Here is a 21,580-nt window from a genome sequence, read left to right as displayed (position 1 = left end):
GCGGTGAGTACTCTGTCTCTGGATTTTTCCACCGAAGATTTTAAACCTCTGGCCGCACGTATGCGGCCAGAAACATTGAAACAGTACATTGGTCAGCAACATCTGCTGGCAGCGGGTAAACCGTTGCCACGCGCTATCGAAGCCGGTCATCTGCACTCAATGATTCTTTGGGGGCCACCGGGCACAGGTAAAACCACGTTAGCAGAAATTATTGCGCATTATGGTAATGCCGACGTTGAACGTATTTCAGCCGTGACGTCGGGCGTTAAAGAGATTCGTGAGGCGATTGAGCGAGCACGTCAAAGTAAGCAAGTTGGACGGCGTACTATCCTGTTTGTCGATGAGGTGCATCGTTTTAACAAAAGCCAGCAAGACGCTTTTTTGCCGCACATTGAAGATGGCACCATTACCTTTATTGGCGCTACCACTGAAAACCCGTCGTTTGAACTGAATTCGGCGCTGTTATCACGCGCACGCGTATATCTTCTTAAATCTTTATCCAGTGATGATATTGAACAGGTTCTGAATCAAGCCATGCAGGATAAAGAGCGGGGTTATGGCAACAGTGACATTGTATTGCCTAATAATACTCGCCGCATGATTGCTGAACTGGTGAATGGCGACGCCCGGCGCGCCTTAAATACGCTTGAAATGATGGCGGATATGGCGGAAGCCAATGCATCTGGTCTGCGAGAACTCACGCCGCAGTTACTCAATGAAGTGTCAGGTGAACGTGCAGCGCGTTTCGATAATAAAGGCGATCGCTTTTACGATCTGATTTCAGCGCTGCATAAATCAATTCGCGGTTCTGCCCCGGATGCAGCGTTGTATTGGTACGCTCGCATTATTACTGCAGGCGGCGACCCGCTTTATATCGCACGTCGACTGCTGGCAATCGCTTCTGAAGATGTGGGGAATGCTGATCCGCGTGGCATGCAGGTCGCCATCGCTGCCTGGGATTGCTTTACTCGCGTCGGTCCAGCAGAAGGGGAACGTGCCATTGCTCAGGCGATTGTTTATCTGGCGTGTGCGCCAAAAAGCAACGCTGTTTATACAGCTTTTAAAGCTGCGATGCGCGATGCGCGTGATAACCCGGATTATGATGTGCCTGAGCATTTGCGCAATGCGCCGACCAAATTGATGAAAGAAATGGGGCTCGGCAAAGAGTACCGTTACGCGCACGATGAAGTGAATGCGTATGCTGCCGGTGAAGTCTACTTTCCACCTGAAATGGCCCAAACGCACTATTACCGTCCAACTTCGCGTGGCCTTGAAGGTAAAATTGGCGAAAAGCTCGCCTGGCTTGCTGAGCAGGATCAAAATAGCCCGACAAAACGCTACCGCTAAAACAGACGTTGCGGTAATGTGGGCAAGGATTTCAACGTGTTCCAGCTGGAGCACGTCCCTTCATTCAATCAACTTTAATTACACAGGATAAGCATGCTCGATCCCAATCTGCTGCGTAATGAGCCAGACGCAGTCGCAGAAAAACTGGCACGCCGAGGATTTAAACTGGATGTGGATACGCTGCGCTCCCTTGAAGAGCGTCGTAAAGTGCTGCAGGTCGAAACTGAAAATCTGCAAGCCGAGCGTAATTCTCGATCCAAATCTATCGGTCAGGCCAAATCCCGTGGGGAAGATATCGAGCCGCTGCGTCTGGAAGTCAATGTGCTGGGTGAACGTCTGGATGCTGCAAAAGCAGAGCTGGATGAGCTGCAAAACCAAATTCGTGATTTCGCGCTGGCGCTACCTAATCTGCCTGCAGATGAAGTTCCGCTGGGCAAAGATGAAACTGAAAATCAGGAAGTCAGCCGCTGGGGCGAGCCGCGCCAGTTTGATTTTCAGGTAAAAGATCATGTTGAGCTCGGTGAAGCAGCAAAAGGTCTGGATTTTGCTGCAGCGGTTAAACTTACCGGTTCACGTTTTGTCGTGATGCAAGGTCAAATCGCTCGACTGCACCGTGCACTTAGCCAGTTCATGCTTGATCTTCATAGCGAGCAGCATGGTTATCTTGAAACTTACGTGCCTTATCTCGTCAACCATGAGACGTTATATGGCACCGGTCAGTTACCAAAATTTGGCGAAGATCTGTTTCACACTAAGCCGCTGGAAGAAGAATCAGACAGCAGTAATTATGCTCTGATTCCTACCGCTGAAGTGCCATTAACCAACCTGGTTCGCGACGAAATTCTTGAAGAAGAAACGTTGCCAATCAAACTGGCAGCCCATACACCTTGTTTCCGTTCGGAAGCGGGTTCTTATGGTCGCGATACGCGTGGTTTGATTCGTATGCATCAGTTCGACAAAGTTGAAATGGTGCAGGTTGTGGCGCCTGAAACTTCCATGGATGCGCTTGAAGAGTTGGTAGGCCACGCTGAGAAAGTTCTGCAGTTGCTGAATCTCCCTTATCGTAAAGTGTTGTTGTGTACTGGCGACATGGGCTTTGGTTCAACCAAAACTTATGACCTCGAAGTATGGTTGCCTGCGCAAGATACCTATCGTGAGATCTCTTCCTGCTCGAACATGGGTGATTTCCAGGCACGTCGCATGCAAGCTCGCTGCCGTAGCAAGCAAGAGAAAAAGCCGCGTCTGGTTCATACCCTGAACGGTTCTGGACTGGCGGTAGGCCGTACATTAGTTGCGGTCCTGGAAAACTATCAACAGGCTGATGGTCGCATTGCGGTACCCGATGTATTGCGCCCCTATATGAAAGGGATTGAATTCATCGGCTGATAAATTTCAGATAAACAGAACCCGGTTTTTGCCGGGTTTTTTTATGCCTTTAGAACGTCAATTAAGTTAGTTAGCAGCGGGAACTTATCACAAATAAACGTTATCGACGCTTTATTCATTGTAAAGCTTAATAATCTCATTATTCATAGAGATAGAAAAATTCTATAGCATCATTAACCGCGCTGTAACCTACTGAAGATTAGTAAATTAAATTGTTAAGCAGCAAAATGTGCTGCACCTTTTTTTTGCCGTTGACTTTAAAAAAGGCAATGGCAAACTGCGCGCAATTTCCTTCATTTCTTTTGGTTTTATCCACTATGTCTACCTGGTCACGTCCTGTGATGTTGCTGCTTTGCGGCTTGCTGTTAATGACGGTTTCAATAGCAGTACTTAACACGCTCGTCCCATTGTGGCTTACGCATGACTTGCTGGCTACATGGCAAGTAGGCATGGTCAGTTCCTCCTATTACACCGGTAATTTAGCGGGCACGCTTTTAGCGGGATGGTTAATCAAAAAGCACGGTTTTAATCGGAGCTACTATTTCGCCACGCTGTTATTTGCGGTGGCCACAGTGTGTCTTGTGCTGCTTGATGGTTTTTGGGCCTGGACTTCGTTGCGTTTTATTGCTGGCGTCGGCTGCGCATTAATGTGGGTCGTAGTAGAGAGCGCATTACTGTGCAGCGGTACGGTACGTAACCGTGGTCAACTTCTTGCTGCTTATATGATTGTTTACTATCTCGGTACGGTCGCTGGGCAGTTGCTGGTGAGTAAAGTTTCGACTGAAGTTCTGAGTGTTATCCCTTGGGTTACAGCGCTGGTTATTTGCGCCGTATTACCCTTGATTTTCACGCGTGTTTCTTCAGAAAGCGAATCAGCTGAAGCGGCGCCAGGTCGTATCTGGCCGATGTTGCGTCGTCGCAATTCTCGCCTGGGTATCAACGGCTGCATTATTTCTGGCATCTTATTAGGTTCACTATATGGCCTGATGCCGCTGTATCTCTCACATCAAGGCATGAGCGATGCGAACGTCGGATACTGGATGGCATTGCTGGTAAGCGCAGGTATTGTGGGACAGTGGCCAGTAGGCAAACTTGCCGATCGCTTTGGTCGCATGTTAGTCCTGCGGGTTCAGGTCTTTGTGGTCATTCTCGGTGCGATTGCTATGTTAGCAAATGCTGCAATGGCACCTGCGCTGTTCGTACTGGGACTGGCGGGTTTTACGCTTTATCCGGTCGCGATGTCATGGGCATGCGAAACCGTTGCCCATCATGAGCTTGTTGCAATGAACCAAGCGTTACTGATGAGTTATACGGCGGGCAGTCTCGCGGGTCCGAGCATGACAGCTATGCTGATGCAAAATTACTCTGACCGTTTGCTGTTTGTTATGATAGCGGCGGTTGCGCTGGTTTACTTAGTGATGCTGCTGCGCAAAGCCGATCAGCAGGCAACACCCGTGGCACATGCCTAAAATCGGGTCATAGACATGAAAAAGGGAGCGAATCGCTCCCTTTTTTGTGCGTGTCAGTTAGTACATGACGTTGTGACCGTAGCTCGCAAGAATGTTTTTTACGCGTTCCATAGTCTCTTTTGACGGGGGTTTTACACCGTCAAGTTTGTACTCTTCACCCATGGCAATCCATTTGTGTTTGCCCAGTTCGTGGTAGGGAAGCAGTTCGATTTTCTCAACATTCTGCATATCCTTAGTAAACTCGCCAAGGCGATGAACAGAATCATCATCATCGGAATACCCAGGAACCACGACAAAACGTATCCACGTTCGCTTGTCTTTCTTCTGCAAATAGCGAGCAAAGTCGAGCGTACGGTGGTTAGAAACACCCACCAGGTTCTGGTGTATATCATCATTCATTTGCTTCAGATCGAGCATCACCAGATCGGTTGCATCTAACAATTCATCTATAACCGGATCATAACGACGCACAAACCCATTGGTGTCAAGGCAGGTATGAATGCCTTCAGCCTGACAGGCCCGAAACCAATCACGGACAAATTCTGCCTGTAGAATCGCTTCGCCGCCCGATGCGGTGACTCCGCCTCCCGATGCGTTCATGAAATGGCGGTACGATAAAACATCCGCCATCAATTCTTCCACTGTGATCTCTTTACCACCATGGGTGTCCCAGGTATCACGGTTGTGGCAATAAAGGCAGCGCATCAAGCAGCCTTGAAAGAAAGTGATGAAGCGGATGCCGGGACCATCAACGGTACCGCACGATTCGAATGAGTGGATACGACCGGTGATTGACATTGCGATGTATTCTCCAGGTAGGCCTGCTGAAGCAGGCAGCACAATCTTTGTCGCGCTTAAAACATTAAATCAATTTTGGTTGCTTCCTGTTAAGAGAGCAACCAAAGCAGACTTTGTATAAAAGGCTCCAAAAGGAGCCTTTTTAACGATTTTAAAGCTGAATTTTTAAAGTGACTGCGTGAAGGTACGCGTAATCACGTCTTGCTGCTGCTCTTTTGTCAGCGAGTTAAAGCGAACCGCATAACCCGAAACACGAATGGTGAGCTGCGGATATTTTTCTGGATGCTCCATAGCGTCTAACAACATTTCACGGTTCATCACATTCACATTAAGATGTTGGCCGCCTTCAATGTCAGCTTCATGATGGAAGTAACCATCCATCAAACCTGCCAGGTTAGCTTTACGTACGTTATCGTCTTTACCCAGCGCATTTGGCACAATAGAGAAGGTGTAAGAAATACCATCTTTAGCGTAGGCAAAGGGGAGTTTCGCTACGGAAGTCAAAGAAGCAACAGCGCCTTTCTGATCGCGTCCATGCATTGGGTTAGCACCCGGTCCGAATGGCGCGCCAGCACGACGACCATCTGGTGTGTTACCGGTTTTCTTACCGTAAACCACGTTTGACGTAATAGTCAGAACTGATTGAGTTGGCACCGCATTACGATAAGTTGACAGCTTCTGGATTTTTTTCATGAAGCGTTCTACTAAATCACAGGCCAAATCATCCACACGTGAGTCATTGTTACCAAACTGCGGATATTCACCTTCAATGTCGAAATCGATCGCCAAACCGTCTTCATCGCGAACTGGTTTCACTTTGGCATATTTAATCGCGGACAATGAGTCTGCTGCTACTGACAAGCCTGCGATACCACAAGCCATGGTGCGGTAAACGTCACGATCATGCAGCGCCATCAACGATGCTTCATAGCTGTACTTATCATGCATGTAATGGATAATGTTCAGTGAAGTAACATACTGTTTGGCCAGCCAATCCATGAAGTGATCAAGACGCTCCATGACGGTGTCGAAATCCAACACATCATCGGTAATTTTGTCGCCTTTCGGGCCTACCTGCATTTTCAGTTTTTCATCAACGCCGCCATTGATTGCATAAAGCAGCGTTTTTGCCAGATTGGCGCGTGCGCCAAAGAACTGCATTTGCTTGCCAACAATCATCGGGCTTACACAACAGGCGATGGCGTAGTCATCATTGTCGAAATCTGCGCGCATCAAATCATCATTTTCATACTGCAAAGATGACGTATCGATGGAAACTTTAGCTGCGTATTTTTTAAAGTTGATGGGTAATTTTTCTGACCACAAGATGGTCATATTCGGTTCTGGTGAAGGTCCCATGGTGTAAAGCGTATTCAGGAAGCGAAAAGTACTTTTGCTGACCAGCGTACGTCCATCTACACCCATACCGGCGAGGGATTCGGTTGCCCAGATAGGATCACCCGAGAAAAGCTCATCATATTCTGGTGTACGAAGGAAACGCACCATACGCAGTTTCATCACCAAATGGTCAATCAGTTCTTGAGCCTGCTCTTCGTTTAACTTGCCAGCTTGCAGATCGCGTTCGATATAGACATCAAGGAATGTCGAAACGCGGCCAAAAGACATGGCTGCACCATTCTGTGATTTAACAGCGGCCAAATAGCCATAATAGGTCCACTGAACAGCTTCGATTGCATTGGTTGCCGGACCCGAGATGTCGTGGCCATATTTAGCCGCCATCTCTTTGATCTGACCTAATGCGCGATGTTGATCTGAAATCTCTTCACGCAAACGAATGGTTGCTTCGAGGTTGACGCCATTTTCAAGGTCATTTTGCAGAGAGGCAAATTGCGAGAATTTATCAGCCATCAAATAATCAATGCCATACAGCGCTACGCGTCGATAATCACCGATAATGCGGCCGCGACCATAAGCATCCGGTAAGCCTGTCAAAATACCTGATTTACGGCAGCGCATAATGTCCGGCGTATAAACATCGAACACGCCTTGGTTATGCGTTTTTCGATATTCGGTAAAGACTTTTTTCAGGCCGGCATCAAGTTCACGGCCATATACTTTGCATGACCCTTCGACCATTTTGATGCCGCCAAAAGGGATGATGGCGCGTTTTAGTGGTGCTTCAGTCTGCAAGCCGACAATTTTTTCTAAAGACTTATTGATATAGCCTGCATCGTGAGAAGTAATAGTAGAAGCAAGATCGGTGTCGAAATCTACCGGCGCATGGGTGCGGTTTTCAATTTTGATGCCTTCCAGCACGCTATCCCACAGCTGAGTGGTTGCTTGTGTTGCGCCGGAAAGAAATGATTCATCACCATCATAAGGCGTGTAGTTTTTTTGAATAAAATCACGTACGTCGACGCGATTTTGCCATTCGCCCTCAGCGAATCCTTCCCAGGCCGAAGCCAGTTTTGCATTAAGTTCGGTCATGATATACCTGCCTTATCTAAGAAGACTTTCACATTCAAGCATAAGGAAATACCTTGTGCCGTCCGGATACTGTTAATGCACCGAGTCACCGTCACGTAAATAGATGACCCAGTAAGTCAACCCGACCAGCAGACCACCACCAATGATATTGCCAAGGGTGACTGGAATCAGATTGTCGAAAATGAAGTTATTGACGGAAAGCGCTTGAAATTGCGATGCGCTGGCGCCGGTTGCCTGCCAAAACTCTGGACCAGCAAAATCGCGAATGACGATGGCGAAAGGAATCAGAAACATGTTTGCAATGCTGTGCTCAAAGCCACTGGCGACAAACATGGCAACCGGTAGAATCATCACCACTATTTTATCTGTTAGTGTTCGACCGGAATAACTCATCCAAACTGCCAGGCAGACTAATAAGTTAGCAAGGATCCCTAAACAAACGGCTTCGATAAAAGTGTGATGCATTTTATGGTCGGCTGTTTGTAAAACATTCATACCCCATGCGCCGTTGGCGGCCATGTGTTGACTTGCAAACCACATCAATGCGACGAAAAACAGAGCACCAACCAAATTACCGATATAAACGTTGATCCAGTTACGCGCTAGCTGCCCCCAGCTTATACGTCCGCTTGCTTTAGCAACGACAATTAATACTGTTGAGGTAAAGAGGTCAGCTCCGCCGACTACGACGAGAATCAAACCGAGTGAAAAACAGATACCACCAATCAGTTTCGCGACGCCATACGACATGCCGGCACTGCCTGTTGTAGCAGTAATATAAAAGACGAAAGCAATTGAAATAAAAACGCCAGCGGTTATGGCTAAGAAGAAAGTCGTAAAAGGATGTTTGGTTGCTTTATAAACCCCGGCTTCTTCAGCAACTTTTGCCGTTGCGGCTGGTAGCAATAAATTAAAAGGGTTGTCAGCTTTCACACTAACTCTCTCCAAAAGATGTCTGTGAAAATAGTAACAAAGGAGTATAGGTTAGAAATTGATATGGATCATGTTTGCCGAGGCGATGGGATTTGGAAGGTAATAAATGACTGTTTATTTCATTCAATCTATTGAAAACAAAGATAAAAAATATTTTTAAAATATAAAATATTTTTTTAAATTATTTTAATGGTGCTTTTTATACGACAAGAATGTTTTTGAATTGATAGTAAGGTGTTAAATGAAAGAGTGCTTTTTCAATAGGATGGTTTTATTTTTCACACCGAATTCTTGAGGCGATTTGAAAAAAAAGGCACTTCAAAATATCAGTGCCTAAATTTCGTTTTTAGCGTTTTTTATAAATCACAAAACAGCAGTGATTATTTATTTTGCCAATAAAGACGCTTGGCATTTTGCAACTTTTCGTAGGCAGCAAGTAATGACTGATGTGCCGGAAAAGCTTTCAAGTCATTATCAACGGGTTGCAGTCCATTAAACGGTGCTTCGCCACTGATCGCTGCCGAGGCAGCTTCAACCGCTTTTGCGCCATACATACGAGTGAAGGCATGATGATACTGAAGCGGATCACGCTCATCTTCCATTGCCAGCAGTAAGAGAGTTTGCAAGCAGCGATAGTAGTTTGCACGCTCTGGCGTGAAGATTGAGCTGTTAAACTCCATCGTCCATTCAGTCCAGATCAGTGCCTGATCTAAATCACCGCCCGCCAATGCTAACATCGCCTTAAGTTCCCCGATGCGCAGCGTATACCAACCATTATCTTTTCCGGTTGCCAAACCCAGTAGCTCGCGGACGCGAGTAAAATCGTCAAAGCCTTCTTCATCCAGTTGGGCGATCAAATCCAAATATTCCTCTGGATTCCAGTTGCTTTCTGGCAAAGCCAATAACGTTTCACGAATGCCAGCACCCATGCTGTTATTGGCCAGCAACAAATCTTCTGCTGGATAAATATCAGACATGCCAGGCACAATAATGCGGCAAGCATAAACACTTAAATGTTCATAGTCGGCAATATAGACTTCCTGATTTTCGCTGCGGAAAATTGCCATTAACGTGTCGAACTCTTGCTCGGTCGTGCCGTTAAATTTCCAGTCAACGAAAGGATAGTCTGCTGTTTCTTTGAACATATCCCATGAAATTAAACCACTTGAATCAATAAAGTGCGTTTCTAAGTTGGCATGTTCTGCCACTTCTTCATCATCGAATGTTGGAGGCGTAAAGACATCTAAATCTTTCAGGCTACGGCCTTGCAATAACTCGGTTACGGTACGCTCAAGCGCAACACCAAAATCTGGGTGAGCACCGAAAGAGGCAAAACAAGTCCCATTTTCCGGGTTGAACAAGACGACACAGATGACCGGATATTTACCGCCCAGCGAGGCATCATAAGCAAAAATTGGAAAACCTTCGTCTTCAAGGCGAGCGATAGCTTCAATCACGCCTGGGTAACGCTGCATAACTTCATCTGGAATGGCGGGCAGGCTGATCGCCTCGGCTATGATGCGATTTTTAATGTAACGTTCAAAGACTTCTGACAAACCCTGAACGCGAGCTTCATTCGCAGTATTACCAGCAGACATCCCGTTTGAAACGTAGAGATTGCCGATAATGTTCATCGGGATATAGACGGTTTCTTGATCGGACTGGCGAGTAAATGGCAGGGCGCAGATACCGCGCTCGCTGTTGCCTGACTGCAAATCGATGAGTTCAGAACCAACCAGCGCATTGTCGGGATCGTAGAAAGCACGAAGGCGATTATCAAGAATGCCTTCAGGGAGAGTATTGTCTACAGGTAACGGGAACCATTTCTCATTGGGATAATGGACAAAATCGCCATTCGCGATGGAATGTCCTAACCAGAAGTCAGCAAAAAAGTAGTTGGTTGAGAGGCGCTCAAAATATTCACCTAAAGCGGAAGCCAAAGCCGCTTTTTTGCTGGCACCTTTACCATTGGTAAAGCAAAGGGGGCAATCACGGTCACGAATATGTACAGACCAGACATGCGGGACAGGATTTAGCCAAGAGGCTTCTTCAATATTAAAGCCAAGGTCCTGCAGTTTCTGCTGGAAGCGAGTGATGGAATCTTCCAATGCGGCATCTTTGCCTGGGATAAAAGTTTGCGTCATGGTGCCGCTCTCTCTGTTTTAGGTGTGCGTAAAGCGCGCAATGATACGGACTTTACTGCTTGTTCGCTATTAAGGCGTCATAAATTTCTCCTGGCTATTCTTCACACTTCCCTTTGTTAACCCACCCGTAAAATCATGTCACTCGAGCAGCCTCATAATATTTCGTTGTGCTTTGTATAACTAACATAACCTCCCGAGCGGCAAATTCAGAAAATGTGATGGCTGCCCGATTTGTGATTGCAGCCACCGAGAGGCAGTGATAAAACCGATACGTTATTCATAACCGTTCGATATGACAGTGGTGAGGGGAAATGACGCAAGTTTATAATTTTAGCTCCGGCCCAGCGATGCTGCCGGCAGAAGTGCTCCGTCGTGCAGAACAAGAACTGACAAACTGGCATGGCTTGGGTACTTCCGTAATGGAGATAAGTCATCGCAGTAAAGAGTTTATGCAGGTAGCAGAAGAAGCCGAACAGGACTTCCGTGATCTGCTGAAAATACCCGCTAACTACAAAGTTTTATTCTGCCACGGCGGTGCACGTGCACAATTCGCTGCTATACCCGGCAATCTCTTAGGAAATGCATCCAGCGCTGATTATGTTGACGGCGGCTACTGGGCGCATAGCGCAATTAAAGAAGCCGAAAAATATTGTTCACCACGTACGCTTGATGTGAAAACCACACTCGATGGCAAACGTGCCATTTTGCCGATGAGCGAGTGGGATCTGAGTGACGATGCGGCTTATGTGCATTTTTGCCCTAACGAAACCATTGATGGTATTGCTATTGATGAGCAACCCGATTTTGGTAATAAAATCGTCGTCGCCGATTTTTCTTCGACCATCTTGTCTCGTCCTATCGATGTTAATCGCTATGGTGTGATTTACGCTGGTGCCCAAAAAAATGTCGGGCCTGCGGGTTTGACCTTGGTCATCGTGCGTGAAGACTTGTTAGGCAAAGCGCACCCTTACGTTCCGTCAATTCTTGATTACCAGGTTTTAGCGGAAAATGGTTCAATGTTTAATACACCGCCAACCTTTGCCTGGTATCTTTCAGGTCTGGTCTTTAAATGGCTAAAAGAGAAGGGCGGCGTAGGTGAGATAGATAAGATCAATCAAGCTAAAGCTGACTTGCTGTATGGCCTGATCGACAAGAGTGATTTTTATCGCAATGATGTCGCGACTAAAAACCGTTCACGCATGAATATTCCATTCCAGTTAGCTGATGCATCGTTGGATAAAGTCTTTCTGGATGAGTCATTGAAAGTTGGCTTGCATGCTCTGAAAGGCCATCGTGTTGTAGGCGGCATGCGAGCCTCCATTTACAATGCAATGCCTTTAGAGGGTGTCAAAGCCTTAACCGATTTCATGATTGATTTTGAACGTCGCCACGGCTGATTATCAATGACATGCCAGCCTGAATGTTGGCACCAGACCCCGTCGTCAGGCGGGGTTTTCGTATTTTTTTGAGGATTTCGTTTCACATGCAGGACTCCCTGACTTTACAACCCATTGCACGCGTTGACGGTACCGTTAACTTGCCTGGCTCTAAAAGCGTGTCGAACCGTGCATTGTTACTGGCTGCACTGGCAAAAGGCACCACCCGACTGACTAATTTGCTCGACAGCGATGATATCAAGCACATGCTGAATGCGCTTAAAGCGCTGGGTGTGAGTTATTCTCTTTCTGATGATCGTACTGTTTGTGAAGTCACGGGAAACGCAGGGCCGCTACTCTCGTCTGAACCACTGGAGTTATTTTTAGGGAACGCGGGTACAGCAATGCGTCCGCTTGCGGCCGCACTCTGCCTGGGCCAGCAAGATGTTGTATTGACGGGTGAGCCTCGTATGAAAGAGCGCCCAATTGGACACCTGGTTGATGCTTTACGTCAGGGCGGAGCAAAAATCGACTACCTTGAAAACAATGATTATCCTCCAATTCATCTGCAAGGTGGGTTTACGGGTGGTGAAGTCAGTGTCGATGGAAGTGTATCCAGCCAGTTTTTGACCGCATTGCTAATGACGGCACCCCTGGCCGAGCAGGATACTTCTATCAATATTAAAGGCGAGCTGGTTTCTAAGCCTTATATTGATATCACTTTGCATCTGATGCGCAGCTTTGGGGTTGATGTTGAAAACCAAGGTTACCAGCGTTTCATCATTAAAGGTCAACAACAGTACCAGTCGCCAGGCGACTATCTGGTTGAAGGCGATGCCTCGTCGGCTTCTTATTTCCTGGCTGCGGCAGCCATTAAAGGTGGCACGGTGCGCGTTACAGGCATTGGCCGTAACAGTGTGCAGGGCGATATTCATTTTGCAGATGTGCTGGAAAAAATGGGCGCGCACGTTGAATGGGGCGATGACTACATTGCCTGCACCGCTGGAAAATTGCAGGCTATTGATATGGATATGAACCATATTCCTGATGCGGCAATGACTATTGCTACTGCAGCATTATTTGCAGAGGGTACAACCCAGCTGCGTAATATTTACAACTGGCGTGTAAAAGAAACCGACCGTTTGGCCGCAATGGCGATTGAATTACGCAAAGTGGGAGCTGAAGTTGAAGAGGGCCATGATTACATCCGTATCACGCCGCCAACCTCATTAACACATGCTGAGATTGGTACATATAACGATCACCGCATGGCAATGTGTTTTTCACTGGTGGCGCTCTCCGATACACCAGTAACCATCCTCGATCCAGGTTGTACGGCTAAAACGTTCCCTGATTATTTCGAACAGTTGGCTAAGATTAGTCATAACGCCTGATAGTCATAATCCGACGTTCCATGCGTCGGATTCCTTCTTTTAAATGGCAGTGCCTCGCCAGAAATCCTCTGATTTACCTGTAATTTCTAACGCCGTCTACGCTAAGGGGTAACTAAGCTGGCTCAGGCCGCGTATAATGCTTGCCATTATTAGGGCTCAAAAGCCAAAAGACGCGCGGTAACAGGAGAGAATAATGACGGCGACTGCCCCGGTTATAACTATTGATGGACCAAGCGGTGCGGGAAAAGGCACCCTGTGCAAAGCGATGGCTGAATCCTTGCAATGGCATCTGCTTGACTCGGGCGCGATTTATCGTGTTCTGGCGCTGGCTGCATTACACCATCAAGTTGATATTGAATCAGAAGAAGCGCTGGTTCCGATTGCCGCTCACCTTGATGTGCGCTTTGTATCGCAAAGTGGGGAAATGCAGGTCATCCTTGAAGGAGAAGAGGTAACCGGTGAAATCCGTACTCAGGAAGTGAGTAATACCGCTTCGCGTGTTGCAGCTTTTCCACGTGTTCGTGAGGCTCTGCTGCGACGTCAGCGCGGTTTTCGCGAAGCGCCAGGATTGATTGCCGACGGACGTGACATGGGAACCGTTGTTTTCCCAGATGCACCGGTAAAAATCTTCCTGGATGCAAGTTCGGAAGAACGTGCTCACCGCCGTATGCTACAGTTGCAGGAGAAGGGCTTTAATGTTAACTTTGATCGCCTTTTAGCCGAGATAAAAGAGCGCGATGATCGTGATCGCAACCGTGCAATTGCGCCTTTAGTTCCTGCGCAAGATGCTTTGGTTCTGGACTCAACGCAAATGTCTATCGAGCAAGTTATCGATAAAGCATTGAAATATGCTCGTGAAAAATTGGGCATTTAATATCTCGGTGTGACAGAATTTAATAACCCTGTACCAAGGACCCGGTGCTGGGCATGTGAAACAACCCCATCCGACATGAAGTCAGATGGACGTTAAATTGAAGAATCCTGAAGATTATCAATATGACTGAATCTTTTGCTCAACTATTTGAAGAATCCCTTAAAGAAATCGAAACCCGCCCGGGTTCCATCGTTCGTGGCGTTGTTGTCTCAATTGACAAAGACGTAGTTCTGGTTGATGCGGGCCTGAAATCTGAATCTGCAATTCCTGCAGAGCAGTTCAAGAACGCAGCCGGCGAACTGGAAATCCAGGTTGGCGACGAAGTTGACGTTGCTCTGGACGCAGTAGAAGACGGCTTCGGTGAAACCCTGCTGTCCCGTGAGAAAGCTAAACGTCACGAAGCTTGGATCACGCTGGAAAAAGCTTACGAAGAAGCAGAAACTGTTACCGGTGTTATCAACGGCAAAGTCAAGGGCGGCTTCACTGTTGAGCTGAACGGTATTCGTGCGTTCCTGCCAGGTTCACTGGTTGACGTACGTCCAGTTCGCGACACTCTGCACCTGGAAGGCAAAGAGCTTGAATTCAAAGTAATCAAGCTTGATCAGAAGCGTAACAACGTCGTGGTTTCACGTCGTGCTGTTATCGAATCTGAGAACAGTGCTGAGCGCGATCAGCTGCTGGAAAACCTGCAGGAAGGCATGGAAGTTAAAGGTATCGTTAAGAACCTTACTGACTACGGTGCATTCGTTGATCTGGGTGGCGTTGACGGCCTGCTGCATATCACTGATATGGCGTGGAAACGCGTTAAGCATCCAAGCGAAATCGTGAACGTGGGCGACGAAATCACTGTTAAAGTGCTGAAGTTCGACCGCGAGCGTACTCGTGTGTCTCTGGGCCTGAAACAGCTGGGCGAAGATCCATGGGTTGCTATCGCTAAGCGCTATCCAGAAGGCACCAAGCTGACTGGTCGTGTTACCAACCTGACTGATTACGGCTGCTTCGTTGAAATCGAAGAAGGCGTTGAAGGTCTGGTACACGTTTCAGAAATGGACTGGACCAACAAAAACATCCATCCGTCTAAAGTTGTAAACGTAGGCGATGTGGTTGAAGTTATGGTTCTGGACATCGATGAAGAGCGTCGTCGTATTTCCCTGGGTCTGAAGCAGTGCAAATCTAACCCATGGCAGCAGTTCGCAGAGACCCACAACAAAGGCGATCGCGTTGAAGGTAAAATCAAGTCAATCACTGACTTTGGTATCTTCATCGGCCTGGACGGCGGCATCGACGGTCTGGTTCACCTGTCTGACATCTCCTGGAACGCGACTGGCGAAGAAGCCGTTCGTGAGTACAAAAAAGGCGACGAAATCGCTGCTGTTGTACTGCAGGTTGATGCAGAGCGCGAGCGTATCTCACTGGGCGTTAAACAGCTGGCAGAAGATCCGTTCAACAACTACATCACTTTGAATAAGAAAGGTGTAATCGTCACCGGTAAAGTGACTGCAGTTGATGCTAAAGGTGCTACAGTTGAATTAGCAGACGGCGTTGAAGGTTACCTGCGCGCTTCTGAAGCTTCGCTTGACCGCGTTGAAGACGCAACTCTGGTTCTGAATGTTGGCGACGATGTTGAAGCTAAATTCACCGGTGTTGATCGTAAAAACCGCGTAGTTAGCCTGTCTGTTCGTGCGAAAGACCAGGCTGACGAGAAAGAAGCTATCAATACTGTTAACACCAAACAGGAAGAAAGCAACTTCTCTAGCGCTATGGCTGAAGCGTTCAAAGCGGCGAAAGGCGAGTAATCGTCTTAACGCACCGGGCGGGAAACCGCCCGGTTTCGGTAAAAGGCTGTCATACATTCCAATAGGGATTAACCGGAGGTTAAATGACCAAGTCAGAACTCATTGAAAGACTGGCGGGCCAGCATACTCATATACCGGCGAAAGTCGTTGAGGATGCGGTAAAAGAAATGCTTGAGCACATGGCCACAACGTTGGCACAGGGCGAACGCATTGAAATCCGGGGATTCGGCAGCTTTTCATTGCATTATCGCGCACCGCGCACGGGCCGTAACCCTAAAACGGGTGACAAAGTGGATCTGGAAGGTAAGTATGTTCCCCACTTCAAGCCAGGCAAAGAATTGCGTGATCGTGCAAATATCTACGGTTAAGCCGATACCGAATCGCATAAACGACATCTTTGGATGTCGTTTTTTTTTGCTTTAAATTCTTTTTGCGAGCCAACGTCTAAATCAACGTTCTGCAAGATGCAAAGCATCACTCTTCCTACATAACAGCGTCCAAAGTCTTAAATCCCACCTTTTAAATACGTCATAGCTTGTCAAACTGCTGAAATCTTTTAGATGGATTGCATTATGTTGACATGGACTGCATTAGCTCGAATAACGATTATCGCCGCTCTCCCTTTACTGGTGCTGCCTCAACTGCCAGCACCGGGAATTTTGCTCGCTTTATTCTGTGCTGCGGTTGTTTTACTGCAGTTCCGTATACAACCAATACATATAGCGGGCATTGCGCTCTTGTTACTGGTGTGGATGCTTCACGATGCTCGCCTGATCGTTGATGATATTGAAAAGCTGACTATCAAGCCTCAACAGTTCTATGTCCTTGTTGATGAGGTTCGTCAGGAAAATAAACAAATTAAAGTCAGGCTTTTAAAAGAGGGAGATCACTTTATTTTCCCCCCACGTTTTGCCTGGCTATCATTTGATAGTGATAGCCAAAATTATTGCCCCGGACAGCGCTGGAGCATGCAACTTCGGCTGCGTGCAGTGCATGCACGGTTAAATGAAGGAGAGTTTGATAACCAGCGTTTTGCATTGGCTAATCACACCCCACTGCAGGGGCGAATCATAAAACAAGATGCGGAATCATCCGCATGTAGTTGGCGCTGGCAATTCATTAAACATCATGAGGCGCAAATCGGGTTTCTTTCGCAACAGGCCACGCTTAAGGCTCTGGCTTTTGGCATCCGCAATGACCTCAGCAAAACGACTCGTCAGCTGTTGCGTGACACCGGAACTGCACATCTCATGGCCATTTCAGGTATGCATATAGCGTTAGCGGGTGGAGTGGGGTGGCTGTTAGCGCGAGGTATACAATTTCTTTTACCGGCACACCGCATCGGTTACCTGTTTCCTCTTATCGCCAGTTGGATTTTAGCTGCAACTTACACTTGGTTATCAGGCGGGCACGCGCCTGCTCAGCGAGCCTTGTTAGCATTAACGATTTGGATAGCCACTCGTATTGCGGGTGCTCAACTAAACGGCTGGCAAATATGGACGTTATGCATTGGCTTGCTATTAATTACGGATCCATTAACTGTTCTTTCAGAAAGTTTTTGGCTTTCAGCTTTAGCGGTGGGCATGCTGTTAATTTGGTATCACTGGTTTCCTTTACCGATTCGTTTTCATCAGCGACGTTGGTTATTGCTGCAATTATTGCATTTACAGATTGGCATGATGATTTTAATGGCACCGCTGCAAGTCACTCTTTTTAATGGCATCAGCGTAACGGCATTGGTTGCCAACTTGATTGCAGTGCCGATTATCTCGTTCATTACCGTTCCGTTAATATTGCTTGCCATGATGCTGCCGTTTTCCTCAGCCTCGGCACTCATCTGGTGGTGTGCTGACTCAACATTGCGTGGACTTGTCTATGTTTTGACGCTTCTTCCTACCGGCTGGTGGCCGTTACATAACGCTTCATTGCTCGCACTTCTTGTTTGGGGTGGGTTAATTATCTGGCGGGCACAAATCTTTTTTAGTGCACCACTTAGCTGCTGTGCTATCGCCATTGCAATGCTATTAAGCCGTCAGGAGAAAATTGAACAGGGCTGGCGAATAGATATGTTAGATGTGGGGCATGGTTTAAGTATCGTAATCAGTCAGGGCAGAGAAGCCATTTTGTATGATACCGGCCCACGCTGGAAAACAGATGATGCAGGAGGACGCGTTGTCATTCCCTGGCTTGAGCGTAAGCAATTGCAGTTGCAGCAGATCATTCTCAGCCATAAACATCTCGATCACAGCGGCGGACTTGAATCCATAAAACAGCGCTGGCCGCAGATTCAAGTGAGAAGCGCATTAAATAATGTTGAACATTTATCGTGCATTCGCGGAACTCAGTGGCAATGGAAACAGCTGCATTTTCAAGTCTTGTGGCCGATAAACGCGTCTGCATCTGGAAATAATAACGACTCATGCGTGATCAGCGTAGATGATGGGAAGGTTCGACTGTTGCTCACAGGCGATATAGAAGCGATAGCAGAGCGCCAACTGGTTGCGTTAGAAAAGCATAATTTAAACGTCGATATCGTGCAGGTTCCGCATCATGGTAGCCGAACATCCTCATCATCATTGTTCTTGCGAAGCCTGAATGGCCATGCTGCGCTGGCTTCCGTAGCACGTTATAACGCCTGGCGCATGCCTGCAAAATCGGTACTGGAAAATTACCAAAAAACGGGCTTTAACTGGTTTGACACAGGTCAGTCAGGTCAAATAAGTCTCTTCATTAATAACGGTGAAATGCGTGTTGCGACGCTAAGGGAACAATTAATGCCCCGTTGGTATCATCAGTGGTTTGGCGTAAAACGCGAATCCAGGTAGAATGGCCGGCTATTTCCAACAACGTGAATAAATAATGCATCAAGATAAAGATCTCTCAACCTGGCAGACATTTCGTCGACTCTGGCCGATGATCGCGCCGCATAAAGCGGGTTTATTTGTGGCTGCGATAGCCCTGATACTCAATGCCGCAGGCGACACCCTGATGCTTTCACTGTTGAAGCCTTTACTGGATGATGGCTTTGGCAAAGCAGACAGATCAGTGATGCTGTGGATGCCGTTAGCAGTAATTGGCTTGATGCTGATACGAGGCGTAACCAGCTATATCTCTAGCTATTGCATTTCTTGGGTCTCGGGAAATGTAGTAATGAGAATGCGCCGTCGATTGTTTAGCCACATGATGGGAATGCCGGTCGCCTTCTTTGATCAGCAATCGACCGGGACACTACTGTCGCGTATTACCTACGATTCTGAACAGGTCGCCTCTTCTTCTTCAAGTGCGTTAGTCACTGTAGTGCGTGAAGGTGCATCAATCATCGGCCTGTTTATCATGATGTTCTATTACAGCTGGCAGCTGTCATTGATTCTGATTGTGCTGGCTCCGGTTGTTTCGTTTGCTATTAGACTGGTCTCTAAGCGCTTTCGTAACATCAGTAAGAACATGCAAAACACGATGGGGCAGGTGACAACCAGCGCGGAACAGATGCTTAAAGGCCATAAAGAAGTGTTGATCTTTGGCGGTCAGGATGTGGAATCTGAGCGCTTTGGCAAAGTCAGTAATCGCATGCGTCAGCAGGGCATGAAGCTGGTTTCAGCCTCATCCATCTCTGATCCGGTGATTCAGCTGATCGCTTCACTCGCATTAGCATTTGTGCTCTATGCGGCGAGCTTTCCAAGCGTAATGGATACATTAACGGCCGGTACGATAACCGTCGTGTTTTCATCAATGATCGCCTTGATGCGCCCACTGAAATCCCTGACCAACGTTAACGCCCAGTTCCAGCGCGGCATGGCTGCTTGCCAAACGCTGTTCTCAATTCTCGACAGTGAGCAGGAAAACGACAACGGCTCGCGTGAAATCACTCGCGCTAAAGGCGACATTGAGTTCCGCGAGGTGACCTTCACTTACCCAGGGCGTGATACACCTGCGCTGCGTAACATCAACCTCTCGTTACCTGCAGGTAAAACGGTTGCGCTGGTTGGACGTTCCGGTTCAGGTAAGTCAACCATGGCAAGCTTGCTGACACGCTTTTATGACATTCAACAGGGTGAGATTTTGTTGGATGGACATGATTTACGTGAATACACGCTGCGTTCGCTGCGTAACCAGGTTGCGCTGGTATCTCAAAATGTACATCTGTTTAACGACACGATTGCGAATAATATCGCTTATGCGCGTAGTGAACAGTACAGCCGTGAAGAGATTGAGAAAGCGGCAACAATGGCGCATGCAATGGACTTCATCAACAAGATGGATAACGGTCTGGATACGATCATTGGCGAGAATGGTGTGCTGCTATCAGGTGGTCAGCGTCAACGTATTGCCATTGCGCGTGCATTGCTGCGTGACTGTCCGATATTGATTCTGGATGAAGCGACGTCAGCGCTTGATACCGAATCAGAGCGCGCTATTCAAGCTGCGTTGGACGAACTGCAGAAAAACCGTACCTCATTGGTTATCGCGCATCGCCTTTCTACCATTGAAAAAGCCGATGAAATTGTAGTGGTTGAAGATGGGCAGATCGTAGAGCGTGGAACCCACGCAACGCTGCTGGCAGAGAAAGGGGCTTATGCTCAACTTCACAAAATGCAGTTTGGCCAATGATTGAACGTATCTGGAGTGGACGATCGCCGCTGTGGTTGCTGTTATGGCCACTAAGCCTGCTCTACGGGGCGATCTCTACTTTGATTCGTTACAGCTACCAGCGAGGCTGGCGTAAAAGTTGGCGAGCGCCGGTTCCGGTGGTGGTGGTGGGGAATCTCACCGCGGGTGGAAACGGTAAAACGCCTGTGGTGATCTGGTTGGTACAAGCATTACAACAGCGTGGCTTACAGGTCGGCGTAGTTTCACGCGGATACGGCGGTAAAGCTGATCATTACCCGCTGCGGGTGAATGCTCACACCTCCACCGAACAAGCGGGTGATGAACCGGTTCTTATTGCCCAGCGCACCGGGGCACTCGTCGCGGTGGCCCCGAAGCGACGTTTAGCTATTGAAGCATTGCTTGAAGGTGGCGACATTGACGTTGTTGTGACTGATGACGGATTACAACACTACGCGTTGCAACGTGATAAAGAGATCGTAGTAGTAGATGGCGTACGTCGTTTCGGTAACGGTTGGTGGCTACCCGCAGGCCCGATGCGTGAGCGAGCTTCACGCCTCAAAGAAGTAGATGCCATTATCGTCAATGGTGGTGAAGCACAGCCGGGTGAAATGACGATGTTTTTACAGCCCGGTCAGGCGACTAATTTACTCACTGGCGAGCAGCTGTCCATCCAACAGCTTGAAAATGTTGTGGCAATGGCCGGAATTGGCCATCCACCCCGTTTTTTCACTACGCTCAAGCAGCAGGGTTTGACGCCACTAGCGGAAATTGCCTTTGCCGATCATCATGCTTACAGCAAAGAAGAATTATCACGTTTGCTTTTAGCGGGTCAGAACCTGCTTATGACAGAAAAAGACGCGGTGAAATGTCGGGCTTTTGCGCAACCAAACTGGTGGTATTTACCGGTTGATGCTGATTTGCGGGGTGAAGGTGTTGAGCCTTTGCTGAATGATATTGAACAACTTTGCCGTAAACCTTCGCCTGATCCGCATCATTAATTACAGGTG

15 protein-coding genes are annotated in these 21,580 nt (G+C 47.7%); 11 read left to right on the top strand and 4 right to left on the bottom strand.

The window, feature by feature from the left end; genetic code table 11:
• Positions 1-3: 3 nt before the first annotated feature.
• The 3 genes from MUG06_RS07945 to MUG06_RS07935 all read left to right on the top strand — a co-directional run bounded on the left by MUG06_RS07945 (position 4) and on the right by MUG06_RS07935 (position 4,202).
• On the top strand, positions 4-1,347 hold the full coding sequence (locus MUG06_RS07945) for a replication-associated recombination protein A (RefSeq protein ID WP_243078247.1): 1,344 nt from the start codon (positions 4-6) through the stop codon (positions 1,345-1,347).
• A 93-nt stretch (positions 1,348-1,440) separates the two neighbouring features.
• Entirely contained in the window at positions 1,441-2,733 is a 1,293-nt protein-coding gene (gene serS / locus MUG06_RS07940; protein ID WP_243078246.1) for a serine--tRNA ligase, read from the top strand.
• A gap of 317 nt (positions 2,734-3,050) precedes the next feature.
• On the top strand, positions 3,051-4,202 hold the full coding sequence (locus MUG06_RS07935; RefSeq protein ID WP_215847197.1) for an MFS transporter: 1,152 nt from the start codon (positions 3,051-3,053) through the stop codon (positions 4,200-4,202).
• 57 nt (positions 4,203-4,259) lie between these two features.
• Here the strand turns inward: MUG06_RS07935 and pflA are convergent, their stop codons facing one another.
• The 4 genes from pflA to ycaO form a co-directional block, all read right to left on the bottom strand.
• The gene (pflA, locus tag MUG06_RS07930; RefSeq protein ID WP_215847196.1) at positions 4,260-5,000 is read right to left on the bottom strand and encodes a pyruvate formate lyase 1-activating protein; all 741 of its coding nucleotides are present in this window, start codon (positions 4,998-5,000) and stop codon (positions 4,260-4,262) included.
• 165 nt (positions 5,001-5,165) lie between these two features.
• Entirely contained in the window at positions 5,166-7,448 is a 2,283-nt protein-coding gene (gene pflB / locus MUG06_RS07925) for a formate C-acetyltransferase (protein ID WP_243078245.1), read from the bottom strand.
• Between the two features lie 72 nt (positions 7,449-7,520).
• Positions 7,521-8,381: a formate transporter FocA gene (focA, locus tag MUG06_RS07920; RefSeq protein ID WP_215847195.1), complete on the bottom strand. Its 861-nt coding sequence runs from the start codon at positions 8,379-8,381 to the stop codon at positions 7,521-7,523.
• 380 nt (positions 8,382-8,761) lie between these two features.
• Positions 8,762-10,525, bottom strand: coding sequence for a 30S ribosomal protein S12 methylthiotransferase accessory factor YcaO (gene ycaO / locus MUG06_RS07915; RefSeq protein ID WP_243078244.1), 1,764 nt, complete (start codon positions 10,523-10,525; stop codon positions 8,762-8,764).
• Positions 10,526-10,836: 311 nt separating this feature from the next.
• On the opposite strand from ycaO, the gene serC reads away from it, so the two are divergent.
• The 8 genes from serC (at position 10,837) to lpxK (ending at position 21,571) form a co-directional block, all read left to right on the top strand.
• A complete protein-coding gene (gene serC, locus MUG06_RS07910; protein ID WP_215847193.1) occupies positions 10,837-11,922 on the top strand; it encodes a 3-phosphoserine/phosphohydroxythreonine transaminase in 1,086 nt (361 codons plus the stop codon).
• An 86-nt stretch (positions 11,923-12,008) separates the two neighbouring features.
• Complete coding sequence (gene aroA, locus MUG06_RS07905) at positions 12,009-13,295, top strand: 3-phosphoshikimate 1-carboxyvinyltransferase (protein WP_243078243.1); 1,287 nt, start codon at positions 12,009-12,011, stop codon at positions 13,293-13,295.
• Positions 13,296-13,488: 193 nt separating this feature from the next.
• Positions 13,489-14,169, top strand: coding sequence for a (d)CMP kinase (gene cmk / locus MUG06_RS07900; RefSeq protein WP_215847191.1), 681 nt, complete (start codon positions 13,489-13,491; stop codon positions 14,167-14,169).
• Positions 14,170-14,291: 122 nt separating this feature from the next.
• Positions 14,292-15,965, top strand: coding sequence for a 30S ribosomal protein S1 (rpsA, locus tag MUG06_RS07895; RefSeq protein ID WP_243078242.1), 1,674 nt, complete (start codon positions 14,292-14,294; stop codon positions 15,963-15,965).
• Between the two features lie 83 nt (positions 15,966-16,048).
• Positions 16,049-16,333, top strand: a complete 285-nt coding sequence (gene ihfB / locus MUG06_RS07890) for an integration host factor subunit beta (RefSeq protein ID WP_003849360.1) — start codon at positions 16,049-16,051, stop codon at positions 16,331-16,333.
• A gap of 204 nt (positions 16,334-16,537) precedes the next feature.
• Positions 16,538-18,790 (top strand): DNA internalization-related competence protein ComEC/Rec2, encoded by a 2,253-nt coding sequence (locus MUG06_RS07885; protein WP_243078241.1) that lies wholly within the window; start codon positions 16,538-16,540, stop codon positions 18,788-18,790.
• Between the two features lie 34 nt (positions 18,791-18,824).
• Positions 18,825-20,573, top strand: coding sequence for a lipid A ABC transporter ATP-binding protein/permease MsbA (msbA, locus tag MUG06_RS07880; protein WP_215847189.1), 1,749 nt, complete (start codon positions 18,825-18,827; stop codon positions 20,571-20,573).
• Positions 20,570-21,571, top strand: a complete 1,002-nt coding sequence (lpxK, locus tag MUG06_RS07875; RefSeq protein ID WP_243078240.1) for a tetraacyldisaccharide 4'-kinase — start codon at positions 20,570-20,572, stop codon at positions 21,569-21,571. Before msbA ends, lpxK begins: the two co-directional genes overlap by 4 nt.
• Positions 21,572-21,580: the final 9 nt, after the last annotated feature.

It is taken from the genome of Pantoea sp. MQR6 (genome assembly GCF_022761075.1).
GTDB lineage: Bacteria > Pseudomonadota > Gammaproteobacteria > Enterobacterales > Enterobacteriaceae > Pantoea > Pantoea phytostimulans.
Note: the sequence above shows the minus strand (reverse complement) of the source record. Positions and strands in the feature narration are given on the sequence as shown.